The 13,236-nt window shown below is 62.2% G+C and carries 13 protein-coding genes, 3 tRNA genes and 1 pseudogene; 8 read left to right on the forward strand and 9 right to left on the reverse strand.

All coding sequences use genetic code 11. The annotated features are described in order from the left end of the window. Positions 1-33 precede the first annotated feature (33 nt). From CXR25_RS05240 to rarD (CXR25_RS05255), 4 genes are all read right to left on the reverse strand, one after another. Positions 34-948, reverse strand: a complete 915-nt coding sequence (locus CXR25_RS05240; protein ID WP_096162129.1) for an ABC transporter ATP-binding protein — start codon at positions 946-948, stop codon at positions 34-36. A 3-nt stretch (positions 949-951) separates the two neighbouring features. Continuing rightward, positions 952-1,353, reverse strand: a complete 402-nt coding sequence (locus tag CXR25_RS05245; RefSeq protein WP_069599708.1) for a GntR family transcriptional regulator — start codon at positions 1,351-1,353, stop codon at positions 952-954. Positions 1,354-1,441: 88 nt separating this feature from the next. Continuing rightward, positions 1,442-2,356 (reverse strand): EamA family transporter RarD, encoded by a 915-nt coding sequence (rarD, locus tag CXR25_RS05250; protein ID WP_096158413.1) that lies wholly within the window; start codon positions 2,354-2,356, stop codon positions 1,442-1,444. A 70-nt stretch (positions 2,357-2,426) separates the two neighbouring features. Continuing rightward, a complete protein-coding gene (gene rarD, locus CXR25_RS05255; protein WP_180959275.1) occupies positions 2,427-3,347 on the reverse strand; it encodes an EamA family transporter RarD in 921 nt (306 codons plus the stop codon). Positions 3,348-3,498: 151 nt separating this feature from the next. On the opposite strand from rarD (CXR25_RS05255), the gene CXR25_RS05260 reads away from it, so the two are divergent. The 3 genes and pseudogenes from CXR25_RS05260 to CXR25_RS18945 form a co-directional block, all read left to right on the forward strand. Further along, positions 3,499-4,917 carry an FAD-dependent oxidoreductase gene (locus tag CXR25_RS05260; RefSeq protein WP_009882884.1) on the forward strand — a complete coding sequence of 473 codons (1,419 nt, stop codon included), beginning with the start codon at positions 3,499-3,501 and terminating at the stop codon, positions 4,915-4,917. Positions 4,918-5,070: 153 nt separating this feature from the next. Beyond that, positions 5,071-5,985, forward strand: coding sequence for a GTP pyrophosphokinase (locus CXR25_RS05265; RefSeq protein ID WP_009882882.1), 915 nt, complete (start codon positions 5,071-5,073; stop codon positions 5,983-5,985). Next, positions 5,915-6,235, forward strand: a pseudogene (locus tag CXR25_RS18945) (TetR/AcrR family transcriptional regulator); the annotation flags it as partial. The gene CXR25_RS05265 and the pseudogene CXR25_RS18945, both read left to right, overlap by 71 nt. Positions 6,236-6,412: 177 nt before the next feature. On the opposite strand, the gene CXR25_RS18950 reads toward CXR25_RS18945, so the two are convergent. Together CXR25_RS18950 and CXR25_RS18615 are read right to left on the reverse strand one after the other, a co-directional pair. Further along, positions 6,413-7,777: a hypothetical protein gene (locus tag CXR25_RS18950; protein WP_114384612.1), complete on the reverse strand. Its 1,365-nt coding sequence runs from the start codon at positions 7,775-7,777 to the stop codon at positions 6,413-6,415. A 154-nt stretch (positions 7,778-7,931) separates the two neighbouring features. Further along, positions 7,932-8,423: a YajQ family cyclic di-GMP-binding protein gene (locus CXR25_RS18615; RefSeq protein WP_009882879.1), complete on the reverse strand. Its 492-nt coding sequence runs from the start codon at positions 8,421-8,423 to the stop codon at positions 7,932-7,934. Positions 8,424-8,568: 145 nt separating this feature from the next. Between CXR25_RS18615 and CXR25_RS05280 the strand changes: the two genes are divergently transcribed. After that, a tRNA-Tyr gene (locus CXR25_RS05280) sits at positions 8,569-8,650 on the forward strand. A 125-nt stretch (positions 8,651-8,775) separates the two neighbouring features. After that, positions 8,776-9,294, forward strand: coding sequence for a DnaJ family domain-containing protein (locus CXR25_RS05285; protein ID WP_114384611.1), 519 nt, complete (start codon positions 8,776-8,778; stop codon positions 9,292-9,294). Here the strand turns inward: CXR25_RS05285 and CXR25_RS05290 are convergent. Beyond that, positions 9,291-10,496, reverse strand: a complete 1,206-nt coding sequence (locus CXR25_RS05290; RefSeq protein WP_114384610.1) for a M20 metallopeptidase family protein — start codon at positions 10,494-10,496, stop codon at positions 9,291-9,293. The two genes, CXR25_RS05285 and CXR25_RS05290, sit on opposite strands and share 4 nt — an antisense overlap. Next, positions 10,493-11,665, reverse strand: a complete 1,173-nt coding sequence (locus CXR25_RS05295) for a hypothetical protein (protein ID WP_009882873.1) — start codon at positions 11,663-11,665, stop codon at positions 10,493-10,495. Before CXR25_RS05295 ends, CXR25_RS05290 begins: the two co-directional genes overlap by 4 nt. Positions 11,666-11,866: 201 nt before the next feature. Here CXR25_RS05295 and CXR25_RS05300 point away from each other — a divergent pair, with 201 nt between their 5' ends. From CXR25_RS05300 to CXR25_RS05310, 3 genes are all read left to right on the forward strand, one after another. Continuing rightward, on the forward strand, positions 11,867-12,667 hold the full coding sequence (locus tag CXR25_RS05300; protein WP_009882871.1) for a glycerophosphodiester phosphodiesterase: 801 nt from the start codon (positions 11,867-11,869) through the stop codon (positions 12,665-12,667). Between the two features lie 78 nt (positions 12,668-12,745). After that, positions 12,746-12,818 (forward strand) — tRNA-Thr (locus tag CXR25_RS05305). Positions 12,819-12,844: 26 nt separating this feature from the next. Next, positions 12,845-12,918: transfer RNA gene (locus CXR25_RS05310), tRNA-Met, on the forward strand. Here CXR25_RS05310 and CXR25_RS19330 read toward each other — a convergent pair. Then, positions 12,878-13,207, reverse strand: a complete 330-nt coding sequence (locus CXR25_RS19330; protein WP_096168656.1) for a helix-turn-helix domain-containing protein — start codon at positions 13,205-13,207, stop codon at positions 12,878-12,880. The genes CXR25_RS05310 and CXR25_RS19330 overlap by 41 nt on opposite strands. Positions 13,208-13,236 lie beyond the last annotated feature (29 nt).

Genomic DNA, 13,236 nt, shown 5'->3' on the forward strand with positions numbered 1-13,236 from the left:
GTGTTTGAATGTCGAACGATTGCGCTGTCGTGGTCATGACTGAAGACTCCTGATGTCTGTGTCTGCATGCTGGGATTCGTCAGCTCCCTGGGTCGTGCGCACAATGAGCTGCTGCAATGAGACAGGAGTGAGGTCTAAGTCTGCCTCGGCGATGAACGCACGGTCGGTTTCGGAAAGGCGACCGAGGACGGTCGCCGAGGTCACGCGCCCCAAGGTCTCACGGTGGACGACCTCTCGGCCGGCGACGAGGCGCTGAACCTGCTCAGCATCTCCGACGATGTTGACCGCACGGTTGCGTGCCTCGTCGGTGGACTCATCCATGATGATCCGACCGCGGTCGATGACGATGACATTCTCGATGAGGTCCGCCACTTCGTCGATGAGATGACTCGACAGGATTATGGTTCGCGGGCACTCCGCATAATCACTGATGAGGCGGTCGTAGAACGTCTGCCTGGCGACGGCGTCGAAGCCGAGGTACGGCTCATCGAAGAAGGTGATCTCCGCACGGGATGCCAGTCCGATGATCACGCCGATTGCCGACTGCTGCCCTCGGGAGAGCTTCTTGATCGGTGTCTTCAGGGGAAGGCGGAAGTCGTCGATGAGGTCCTCAGCGAGGGGCTGATCCCAGCGGGGGAAGAAGAGGCGGGCAGAGGCAAGAGCGTGTTGTGCATTGGAGTCCTCGGGATATTTCTGACTCTCGCGGACGAAGCACATCCGATTGAGAACGCGTGAATTCTCGTAAGGATGCTCTCCGAAGATCTCGACATCGCCGCTGGTAGCGAAGTTCTGGGCGGTGAGGATGGACATCAAGGTTGTCTTGCCAGCACCGTTGCGGCCGAGGAGACCGTAGATCGAGTCCTCTTCAATCGAAAGATTGACGTTGTCGAGGGCGGTGGACTGCTTGTACTTCTTGGTGAGGTCGCGTGTGTCGATGACGGAGGCCATCTTCTATCCCTTCGCGGTGGTCTGGTCCAAGCTGTGTGACGTGCCGGATTCTTGCGAACGCTCGGCGATGAGGGCGATGATTTCATCGCGGTTGAGCCCGAGCCTGCTGGCTTCAGAGAGCAGCGGTGCGATGAAATTGTCCGAGAAGGTGGTCCTGTATTCGTTGATGAGGATCGTTCGGGCCCCTTCCTTCACGAACATTCCGATGCCGCGACGCTTTTCGAGGACGCCCTTGGCTACGAGCTGGTTCACTCCCTTGGCCGCCGTTGCGGGGTTGATCGAGTAGAAGCTTGAGAGCTCGTTGGTCGAGGGTGCTCGAGACAATTCGGGCAGGGTGCCGTTGATGATCGAATCTTCGACCTGTTCGGCGATCTGTGCGAACAGTGGTTTGGCTTCGTCGATCACATCATCTCCATGTGTGTTGGTTAGTTACTCAACGAACTAACCATGGAACCGGGTGCGGCGTCAAGAGTTTTGTCTTCTAGGAGCGTGGTTAGAGCCTGCGGCGGCTCTGGCGGATCAGGTCGGTGCAGAGCAGCAGCACGGCGATCCAGATGACGAAGAAGCCGACCCACCGCGTCATCGACATCGACTCTCCGAGGATGTAGACACCGGTGATGAACTGCATCGTCGGCGTGATGTACTGCAGCATGCCCACCCACGACAGTGGAATCCTTCGGGCCGCCGCACTGAAGAGGATGAGCGGAATCGCCGTCGCCGGACCCGTGATGAGGATGATGATGACATGGCCGGCGCCGAGGCCGGTGAACGTCGAGAGCCCCATCGCCCCGAGGATCAGCAGGTAGGCGGCGCTGGGGATGGCCAGTACGGCAGACTCGATCGTCATTCCCTCCAAGGCCCCGACTTGATTGCCGACCTTGTTCTTCACCAGGCCGTAGAGTCCGAAGGAGATTGCCACTGTGAACGAGAGGTACGGCATTCGGCCGAGTCCGAGGCCGACGATGATGACGGCGATGAGTCCGAATCCGGCCGCCGTCCACTGCAGGGGGCGCAGCTTCTCACCGAGGAAGATGACACCCAGCCCGATGGAGATGAGCGGGTTGAGGTAGTAGCCCAGCGACACCTCGACGAGGTGGCCGGTTTCGACTCCGTAGATGAACGCCGTCCAGTTGATGGCGATGAGCACAGCGGCCAAGGTCAGCATCCAGAAGGTGCGACCGGACCGGACGACCTGCCAGGTACGTGCGAATCCGCCGGTGAAGACCAGGAGGACGGCACAGAAGAGCAGAGACCAGACGACGCGATGTGAGACGAGTTCCAGGGCCCCGGTCGGCGCCGCGGCGGCGAACAGCAGAGGGATGAGTCCCCACAGCAGGTAGGCGGAGAGGCCGTTGATCAGACCGGCACGGCGGAAGGCGTTCTCATCGGGGGCTGAATTTGCGATCACACACAGAGTCTAGTGAGCCGGAGCGGCCTGCCCGACCACGGGTGTCGTCGGGCCACCGGTAGCAGGGGCTTCAGCCCAAGGAAGGGCGTCGTCGGCTCTGGCGGACCATGTCCGTGCACAGCAGGATGACGGCGATCCAGATGATGAGGAATCCGATCCACCTCGTCGTTGACATCGCCTCACCGAAGAGCGCGACGCCGAGGATGAACTGCATCGTCGGGGCAATGTACTGCAGCATTCCCACCCAGGACAGAGGGATTCGCCTGGCGGCCGCGCCGAAGAGGATGAGCGGAATCGCAGTCAGAGGTCCTGTGGCCAGGAGCAGGACGACGTGCCAGGGCCCGAAGCCGATGAATGTGCCCTCGCCCTGCGCGGCGAGGTAGGCGAGGAAGGCAAGACTGGGAACGGTGAGCACGGCCGTCTCGACGGTCATGCCTTCGAGAGCACCGACCTTCCCGCCGACCTTGTTCTTCACCAGGCCGTAGAGACCGAAGGAGACGGCCACGGTGAGCGCCAGGTAGGGGAAGCGTCCGATCCCGAGGCCGACCACGATGACGGCGACCGCGCCGAATCCGACCGCGGCCCACTGCAGCGGGCGCAGCTTCTCCTTGAGGAAGATGACACCGAGTCCGATCGAAATGAGCGGATTGAGGTAGTAGCCCAGTGAGATCTCGACGAGGCGGCCCGTTTCGATGCCGTAGACGTAGGTCGTCCAGTTCACGGCGATGAGCACGGATGCCAGGGCAAGCAGCCAGAAGGTCTTTCCCGAGCGCATCACCAGCCAGGTACGGGCGAAGCCCTTGGCGAAGAAGAGGAGGATGGCGCAGAAGATCAGCGACCAGATGATCCGGTGGGCGACTATTTCGAGCGCGCCGGTCGGTGCTGCGGCGGCGAAGAGCAGGGGAATGAGACCCCAGATGATGTAGGCAGTGGTTCCGTATCCCAAGCCGACGCGGCGAAAGGCAGATTCTTCAGGTGCAGAGGCGTTCACAGGCCGAGTCTAGGCAACTCACAGGGCGCTGGTGATTGCGACTGCTGTCTGAGATGCGCCTGAGAGCCGGGATGCGAGTTTCGTCACGTGTTTGTTAGGAGGTCCTTCATTGCCGATACAATCGGAGATGACTTACTAGAGAGGTGTGAGAATGACGCGTCCCTTCCGTGTGGCTATTGTGGGTGCCGGTCCTGCCGGGATCTATGCGGCCGATCTGCTGACCAAGGCTGAGCGTGACTTCGAGGTCAGCATCGACCTCTTCGAACGTCTGCCGACTCCGTTCGGACTCGTCCGCTACGGTGTGGCTCCGGACCATCCGCGGATCAAGGGCATCATCAACGCTCTCATCAAGGTCCTCGACCGCGGTGATATCCGCCTGTTCTCCAACGTGGAGTACGGCGTCGACATCAAGCTGGAAGAGCTGACCGACCGTTACGACGCAGTGATCTTCTCCACCGGCTGCTTCATCGATGCCTCGCTGAATCTTCCCGGAGTCGATCTCCCCGGTTCCTACGGTGCCGCCGATTTCGTCAACTGGTACGACTCGCATCCTGATGTGGGCCAGACGTGGCCGCTGGATGCTGAGAAGGTTGCGGTCATCGGCAACGGCAACGTGGCCCTCGACGTGGCCCGGGTGCTGGCGAAGCAGGCCGATGACATGCACACCACCGAGATTCCTGACCACGTCTACGAAGGCCTGAAGTCCTCGAAGGTCACTGACGTGCACGTGTTCGGTCGGCGTGGTCCGGCGCAGGCGAAGTTCACGCCCCTTGAGCTCCGTGAGCTGGGGCATGTGAAGGACGTCGACATCATCGTCTACCCCGAGGACTACGAGTTCGATGAGGGCTCGCTGGCCGCGATCGAGTCGAACAACCAGACCAAACAGGTCGCGAAGACTCTGACCGACTTCACGATGCGTGAGCCTGTCGGTGCCAAGCGTCGTCTGCACCTGCACTTCCTCCATTCCCCGGTCGCCATCCTCGGCGAGGACAAGGTCACGGGGCTGCGCACGGAACGGATGGAGCTCGACGGCAAGGGCGGAGCAGCCGGCACCGGCACCTTCCACGATTGGGAGATCGACGCCGTGTACCGAGCAATCGGGTATGCGGGCACGGCACTTCCGCAGCTGCCGTTCGACTCGGGCAAGGGAGTCATTCCGAACCATGAGGGCCGCGTCGTCGATGCAGAAGCGCAAGCAGCCTCTGCCGATGCAGACGTGGTGCAGGGCGTGTACACGACCGGCTGGATCAAGCGCGGACCCGTCGGCCTGATCGGCCACACCAAGGGCGACGCCCTGGAGACGATCGGCCACATCCTCGATGACCGCGCCGCCGGAGCGCTGACAGAGCCCGTCTACCCGGATGACTCTGCGATCGTCGAACTGCTCGAATCCAAGGGCGTCGACTACGTGGATTGGGAAGGCTACCACCGTGTGGAGACCGCCGAGAAGGCTCTCGGTGAGGCCGAAGGCCGCGAGCGTGTGAAGATTGCGACCCGCGAGGGCATGCTGGCCGAGGCTCGCAGCCATCTGCAGGCGGAAGCCGCCAGTCAGCCAGCCTCCGGGCACTGATTCCGACGAACTCTGGTTCCGACAGACTCTGGTTCTGACAAACTCTGAGTTCGACAGGCACTCGACACAGAAATCTGCGAGCGCGTCACCGTAACGGTGGCGCGCTCGTGGTTTGATGGGAGCAATGACGATCCCTGTGACAGAGGAGGAACGGTGAGTGCGGATTCGGCGATGAGGGAAGTGGTCTCGCAGGCCTATGCGCAGCGCCGTGACGCCTGGGAATCTGCCGCCGTGCGGATCAAGCACTGGCTCAAGCAGCAGCAGAAGGGTCTGCTGAAGAACAAGGACATCTCTCGCCTCGACGTCGACGGGCATCGAATCAAAGATCCGGCTCGCACTTTGGCGAAGCTCGTCGAGAAGGCGGCCGATGATCCCGATCTGCGGGTCTCGACACCTCAGGACGTGGAGAATCACATTCGCGACATCGTCGGAGTCAAGGTGCTGTGCAAATCACCGCGAGACCAGAAGATGATGTTCGACTCTCTGACGGACCCCCAGCAGCTCGGCGCCTTCGCTCTCATCGAGCAGAAGAACTACGTCGACCCACCGAAGCCAAGCGGCTACCGGGCCTGCCACGTGACGCTGCAGATCCCCTCCGATCAGGGGGAGCCTGTCTTTGCGGAGATCCAGGTCAAGACCAGGTTGCAGGACGCATGGGGCGAACTGACCCACGAAGATATGTACAAACCGGGCGCGGCGATGAAGCCCAGTGAGCTGCACGGTGAGTTTGCCCGCGCAATGGCGAACATGCTCGCCACAGTCGATGACATGGCCGACACTCTCGCGGTTGAGCTCTCCGCCCTGACGAACCCGGATCTAGACACCACCGTCCCATCGGCTGCCGATGACACGATCGAGGTCAAGGTGAGGGCGACAGGGCCGAAGTATGCTCTGGCGGTCGACGGTGACGGTCGTCAGGGTCTCATTCCTGCATTTGCGGTTCGCAAGCTCAGTGACTCCAAGGGCACGATCAAGGTCAATGACTTCATCAGTGTCGATGATCGCCTGCGAGCCACCGTCGAAGAGGATTCGAAGGGTCTCTACTACATCCCGATGGCATTGCCCTGAGGCTCAGTTTCGGCATCGGGCAGGTTCTGGATCATCTGCTCCAGAAATAATTGTGGAGCAGACGCTCTACAATGAAAGTGTGGAAGCGAATAACCGCGGACGACCTCCCGAGTTCGATCGAGCCTGGGCCGTGCTCGAGGCCGCACGACTGTTCTGGCGCCTCGGCTACAGCGGAACGTCGACCCGGGACCTGAGCTCGGCGATCGGGATCTCGACCTCGAGCCTCTACTCGGCATTCGGCAGCAAGGCCGGACTGTTCGGCGAATCCGTTCGGGTCTACGCCCGGCGGTACACGGAACTGTACGAAAAGGCCGTCGCTGCACAGTCCATCAGAACCGTCGTCGATGAGCTGCTGAGGTCCTCGGTCATCGAGTTCACCCAGCCGCCGGACTCACACCCTGGCTGTCTCATCACCAGCGCAGTCATGTCAGAGGTTCCGGCGACGCGAAAGACGCGTGGAGGCATCACCACCATGTTGACGAAGAACGAACGCCTCCTCCGCGACCGCGTCACCACGGCGATCGATGAGGGCGAGATCCTGGGAGGAACCGACGCTGATGCCGTCGCTGGATTTGTGCAGGCGAACTGGCATGGTCTGGCCGCCCAGGCGAAACACGGTGTGAGACGCAACGAGCTGCTGCGGGTCGCCGGTTTCGCGCAGCGGGCGATGTGGTCGACTTACTCGAGATGAGGCATGCGCCTTGGCCAGGGCCTTCACCTCGGTGACCTTCGCCTCGGCGACATCTTCCTCGGCGGGGCAGGCCCGGGCTGAGTCGGCAGCCGGCAGATCGGCATCGGGTGACACCGGTTGGGGAATCAGCAGCAGCGACGTCGAGGTGGAGACGCTGAGCGATTCGCGACCAAGGCACTGCAGGACCGACAGGCTGGTCGGCAGCTCGTCTGCCAGAACGCTGCGAGCGTCGATGGCACCGGCGACGAGGTGGACCGACGCCGGAGTCTCCGCGGTAATGCGGACGATGTAGTCCGGATCGATCGCGCGGGTAGCCGCGGAGACATCCACACCAAGGGCATCGATGCCCGAATGTGCCAGCGCAGGCAATCCTCCTCGCAGGCTTCCGTGTGGAGCGGTGACGAAGATCTGCGGGCGCGTGTTTGCCCTGCTCAGGGTGGCATAGGCACGGGAGGCCGCCTCGGCGAGCTCGGTGTCGGAGTGCTCGTCGACATCGGTCGTAAGGGCGGGTTCGTCCAACTGGACCCAGTCGACCCCGGCCGCAGCAAGAATGCTGATGACGTCGACGTAGGCGGTGGTGAGTTCGTCGAGCCGCTCGAACGCCGAGGTGCTTGTGCCTGGGCTCGTCTTCGCCAGTGCCAGCAGGGTCACGGGGCCGATGAGGACAGGTCGGATCGTGTGACTGGCGGCTTTGGCCTCCGCTACGAGTGAGAGCAGGTGCTGGGGGCGGGCCCTGAAGCGGGTGGAGTCCTCGAGCTCCGGGACAAATGGCACCTGGTGCTCCATGCCCCGTGCCACAGCGAAGTATTCGTCAACGTCGAAGTTGGTACCGGTCGGCTCTGATGCGACGAGCCCGACGCTTAAGGCAGTGTCGAGGACATGGTCGTAGTGGGTGTAGGAGGCGGGGATCGAATAGTCCTCGCCCAAACCAAGTTCTCGCAGGCGACTGTAGGTGTTCAGCCGCAGGGAGTGCATGGACTGTGAGAACGCCTCGGCATCGAGGCGGCCGGCCCAATAGTCCTTAAGGGCATTCGTCTGCTCAAAGTTCGGGCCGAGGTGCGAATAGCCGGTGATGGTGGCTGTGGGGAATGTGCTGAGCATGCCGCCATCCTGCCGGCGGGTTCGGGGCGGTGACGGTGCCGGTGACCATCGCTGTCACCTGCCGTCATGACCAGGTCACACAGCGACTCGAACAGTCAGCCAGTGACTTGCTGCGTCATGACGGCAGAAGCGACGACTCAGCGACAGCGACGGCTCAGCGGTAGTTGACGAACTGGAGGTCGAGATCGAGGTCCTTGCCCTTGAGCAGGGAGATGACCTCCTGCAGGTCATCGCGCTTCTTCGAGCTCACGCGCAGCTCCTCACCCTGGATCTGCGATTTCACGCCCTTGGGGCCCTCATCCCGGATGTACTTCGAGATCTTCTTCGCGTTGTCCTTGTCGATGCCTTCCTTGAGGCTCGCATCGATGCGGTACTCCTTGCCCGATGGGTAGGGCTCGCCGTCGTCGAGGGACTTCAGGGAGATGCCGCGCTTGACCAGCTTCGACTGGAAGACGTCGAGGATCGCCTTCACCCGGTCCTCGCTGACGGCCTTCATCTGAATCGCTTCACCGGTCCACGCGATCGAGGCATCGGTGCCGCGGAAGTCGTAGCGGGAATTGATCTCTTTGGCCGCCTGGTTCAAGGCATTGTCGGCTTCCTGCCGGTCGACCTTGCTGACGACGTCGAATGAGGATTCGCTGGCCATGAATGCTCCTTGTGTGGTGAGAGGATGGACGGGTATCTGGTCACCGAGTGTAGTCGAGACGCATAATTGTGACCTGCGTCTATCGAGTTGGTGATTCGGGGTGCGTGCTTGTAGTATTTTCAAGTGCTCATCGAGCACACACTGCGGCAGATTGCCCGAGCGGCCAAAGGGAGCTGACTGTAAATCAGCCGGCATTGCCTTCGAAGGTTCGAATCCTTCATCTGCCACGCAGAAGGAAGAAGCCCTGTGATCATCACCTGATCACAGGGCTTCTTCGCATTCACCCCCATTGCGCAGCCCCGGCCACCTCTATAGCGTGGAGACACGTGGCCAGGACAATGGAGGCACCGCCATGACTGAGGATGAGGCTCCTCGCCGGATCAGCTCGCTCGAAGACCGGAACGCGATCGTCGAATCCGCGCTGGACAAGGCCATCAGACGCGGCGATTTCGACGACCTGCCCGGTCTGGGCAAGCCCCTGTCCGGTCTCCACAACTCGGAAGATCCCGACTGGTGGATCAAGCAGAAGATGGACAGCGAAGACATGAGCGGCGTCGCCCCGGCCGCCTTCCAGCTGCGCAAGGAGAACGCGGTCCTCGAAGACACCCTCGATGCGTTCTCAAAGGAGGCCGACGTCCGCGCCTATCTCGCCGGCTTCAACGATCGAGTCCGGGCCGCCATCATGGACCTGCGGGAGGGCCCACCCGTCTTCACCCCGCCCCGCAAGGTCGAGGACGAGGTCGCGGCCTGGCGCCAACGCCGAAGCGCGAAGACTGCATTAACGACGAACCCGACCCCAACCCCGACGGATGGTCAGGATCAGGAGCGGGAACAACCACCTCGGCGATGGTGGCAGCGGAAGCGGAGCTAGCGCTGGGTGCGCAGGCGTTCGAGCGCCAGGTGGGCCAGCAGCGCTGCCTGATCACCGAGCACGGAGTCGTCGAAGACGACGAAGGGGGAGTGGTTGTCTCCCTGCCGCTCCTCGGGCACGTCCGTGCGTTTGGCGCCGAGCATCATATACGTGCCCGGAACCTCGTGCAGGACGAATGAGAAGTCCTCGCTGGGCATGATCGGGTGTGTGGCGACCTCCACCCGATCCTCACCCAGCAGGCCGCGGACCTGGTCAAGGGTCCAAGCAGTCTCAGCCTCGTCGTTGACGGTCACGGGGTACTGAACCTGGAAATCCACCTCGGCGGTGCATCCGTGAGCCTCCGCGATGCCCCTGGCCAGCTGCTTCGACTGGGCACGCACAATGTCCAGTGACTCCTGGGACAGGGTGCGCACGGTGGCACCGAGGCTCGCCGAGGCGGGGATGACGTTGACAGCATCACCCGCCTGCAGCTGTGTCACGGACAAGGCGATCGGGTCGAAGGTGCTGATGCGTCGGCTGACCATGTTCTGCAGGGCCGTGACGAGTTCGGCCAGGGCCGGGACCGGATCGATCGCCGACTGCGGCTGGGAGCCGTGACCCCCGCGCCCGTGGAGGGTGACATTGAGGACGTTGGACCCGGCCTGCAGGGTCCCCGCCTTCGTCGTGACGACACCCTTGGCTCCCATATGGACGTGGGCTCCGTAGGCCGCGATCACTCGAGGCCCGGCGGCGTCGAGGACGCCCTCCTTGATCATCACCGAGGCGCCGTTATATCCCTCCTCACCGGGCTGGAACATGAAGACGACGTCGCCGGCGAGTTCCGCGCGGTGCGCATGCAGCAGCTCGACGGCGCCCACGAGTCCTGCGGTGTGCAGGTCGTGACCGCAGGCGTGCATGTTCGCATTCGCCGAGGTGAACGGTTCGTCGGTCTGCTCCTGAATGGGCAGCGCATCCATGTCCCCTCGCAGGAGGACGGCGGGTGCATCCGCGGGCTTCTGCGGATGAGTGCCACGCAGGACCGCCACCACCGAGGTGGTCTCAACTCCCGTACTGATCTCCAGATCGAGGCCCTCGAGGGCGGCGAGAACCGCGGCCTGCGTGTGCGGCAGGTCGAGGCCCACCTCGGGGTCGGCATGCAGCCGTCGTCGCAGATCCTGCAGCTGCGGCAGCAGAGCGTTCGCCTTACTCAGGAGCGCGCTCACAGCATTCCCACGAGGACGCTGGCGATGATGACTGAACCAGAGCTGACCGAGGTGAAGCCGCCGACAAGCATCGGCGGCAGCATGACATTGAGGAGGGCTTCCTTCTCGTCGTCATCGCGGGCGATGGAGCGTGCCACCTCGTTGGTCAGCAGATAGTCGGCGGGGAAGCCGTACATGGCCGTCAGTGCCACCGACATACCCAGCGGAGCCTTCCACCTCAGCAGCTTCGTGGCGATGTAGCCACCACCGACGATGCCGATGATGCCGATGATGAGGATCGAAATTGTGGGCAGGAACGCGTCGATGACGTCCTGCACGGAGGCCGAGACCAGCGGGGCCATAACGATTGCGATCACGCCGGCCATGGCGACGCCGAAGGAGTTCGACCGTTCCATCGCCTTGTCGGGCGAGAGGCCGATCGCGGTGGCGGCGATACCGAGGACGAGCGCGAGGATCGACGAGGGAATATGTGTTGGAACGGCCAGCAGAGTCGCTATGGAGCCGCCGACGAGGATGAGGAAGAGCATGAACAGCTGATTGTCGACGAGGAACGCCGGCAGTGTGACGAGTTTCTTCTTCGTGGCGGCCTCTGCCTCGTCTTCGTGATGAGCGGCAGCGAGTTCATGGAGCTCTCCGCTGTCGCGCAGGTTCTTGGCGTAACGACGGAGCAGAAAGTTCGTCAGCGGCATCGACGGCAGGGACTGCAGCATGAGCACGAGAGCCGGGAGAACGATGATCGCCGAGGCGGCTCCGGACGCTGTCAGGCCCTCGGTTGTGAGGCTGGTGGCGACGATGCCGCCGGCCAGGGGCCCGGAACCGGCCACGGAGGTCTCGAACCCGAAGATGGGCGCGATGATGAGGAAGATGAGGCCGACGGCGACCGCCATCCCGGACAGTGCGATGACCACTGAACGCCATTGCTTGAGCATCACCCGGAGCGGAATGAGCGTACCCATGTGGAAGAGCAGCGGAGCGACGAGAATCGTGTAGACCTGGACCAGCATCGAGTCATCGATGACGGTTTCCGGGACGATGCCGATCTTGGCGAAGATGAAGATGCCCAGCATCGCCACGAGGAGACTGGGGACTCGGGCCTTGGACCAGATCGAGACCAATTCGCCGACGGCGATGAAGCCGAGCACGATCGCGGCAGCGTAGATGCCTTCCATTGCGATCCTTTCAGAGGTGGTGAGTGGTGCGTGAGTGCGGTCGTCATATCCACGACAATGAGGATATGAAGTAGCTCACAGAGAGTACGTTATTGCCTGTTCTGTCCCGGTGCCTATGTGCTTCTCAGCATTCAAGATATTGAAAATGCTTCACGGCGGGCGAATTGAGACGAGAACTGGTGCAGGGCATAGGCTGGACGTATGAGCTTTCTGCAGTTCCTGCACGAACGAGGAATCACCGAACGACCAGGGTCGTCCAAGCGCCCCCTGGTGATCGCCCACCGCGGCTATTCCGCGGTGGCCCCGGAGAACAGTCTCGCCGCGGTGGATGCCGCCCGCGCCCTCGACGTGGACTTCATCGAAGTCGACACCTCCACGAGCGCCGATGGGGTTCCGGTCATCCTCCACGACCCCGACCTCGACAGGACCACGAATCGCAAGGGTCCGGTGGCCAATCTGACCGCGGAGGAGCTGTCCTTCGTCGACGCCGGCTCGTGGATGGGGCCGGGATTCACCGGAGTTCGGATTCCCACGCTGGCGGCCGTCATGCGAGATATCCAGCACCGAGGTGGTGAGCTGCTCCTCGAGCTCAAGGGGGAGTGGTCCTCCGGAGCGGTGGCCCAGATCTCAGAGCTCGTCGTCGAGACCGGCACTGCCGATCGGATGGTCGTGCAGTCGTTCAACACAGAGACCCTCGCCGCCTGCAGAGACATGCTGCCGATGGTGTCGCGGTTCCTTCTGCGCATGGTTCCACGCCCCGAGGACATCGAGACCGCACGGGCACTGGGCGCCGTTGCGATCAATCCTTCATACAAGGGATTCTCCATGCGCAGGTCCGTGGTCACCGAGATTCGGGACAACGACCTGGGCGTCTTCGTCTGGACGGCCGATTCCATGAACGAGTGGCGCGAACTCCTCGACGCCGAGGTTGATGGCATCATCACCAACCACCCGGGGCGTCTGCAGGGTTTTCTGGCGGGTCGCTTTGACCCAGTGAAGTGAACTTCCGTGATCTGTGAGTGACGTCACTGAACGCCGATTTGCCCTCGCTGCGCGAAGCCGTGTAAATTCTTACCTGTTGCCCCGATAGCTCAGTCGGTAGAGCATCTCCATGGTAAGGAGAAGGTCAAGGGTTCGAATCCCTTTCGGGGCTCTCGTGCCGCTTAAATGCGGCGCTGGGGCGGGGTAGCTCAGCTGGTTAGAGCGCACGACTCATAATCGTGAGGTCGGGAGATCGAGCCTCCCTCCCGCTACGCCTGAAGAACCTCCATCCATTGGGTGGGGGTTCTTCTCATTCACGAGTTCACCCAGTAGCTCCGCCAGTGAAATGTCGAGTGCATTCGCGATCATCATCAGCTCTGGGGCTGTAAATGGTAGGGCTCCGCGGAGCCGCTTCGACACTGCTGACTGGCCAACCCCCAACAGTTCTGCAAGCCAGAGCTGCTTCAGCCCGCGACGGGCGAGCCAGGCTCTCACCTCGCTACTGACTTTTAAGTTGGCTGTTCGCTCCAGGTCAATGGCTGGTTCGAATGATGTAGTCATGTAGCAATTCTATCTCTTCCGTGGACTTG

The organism is Brevibacterium aurantiacum (assembly GCF_003932995.1).
Taxonomy (GTDB): Bacteria; Actinomycetota; Actinomycetes; order Actinomycetales; family Brevibacteriaceae; genus Brevibacterium; species Brevibacterium aurantiacum.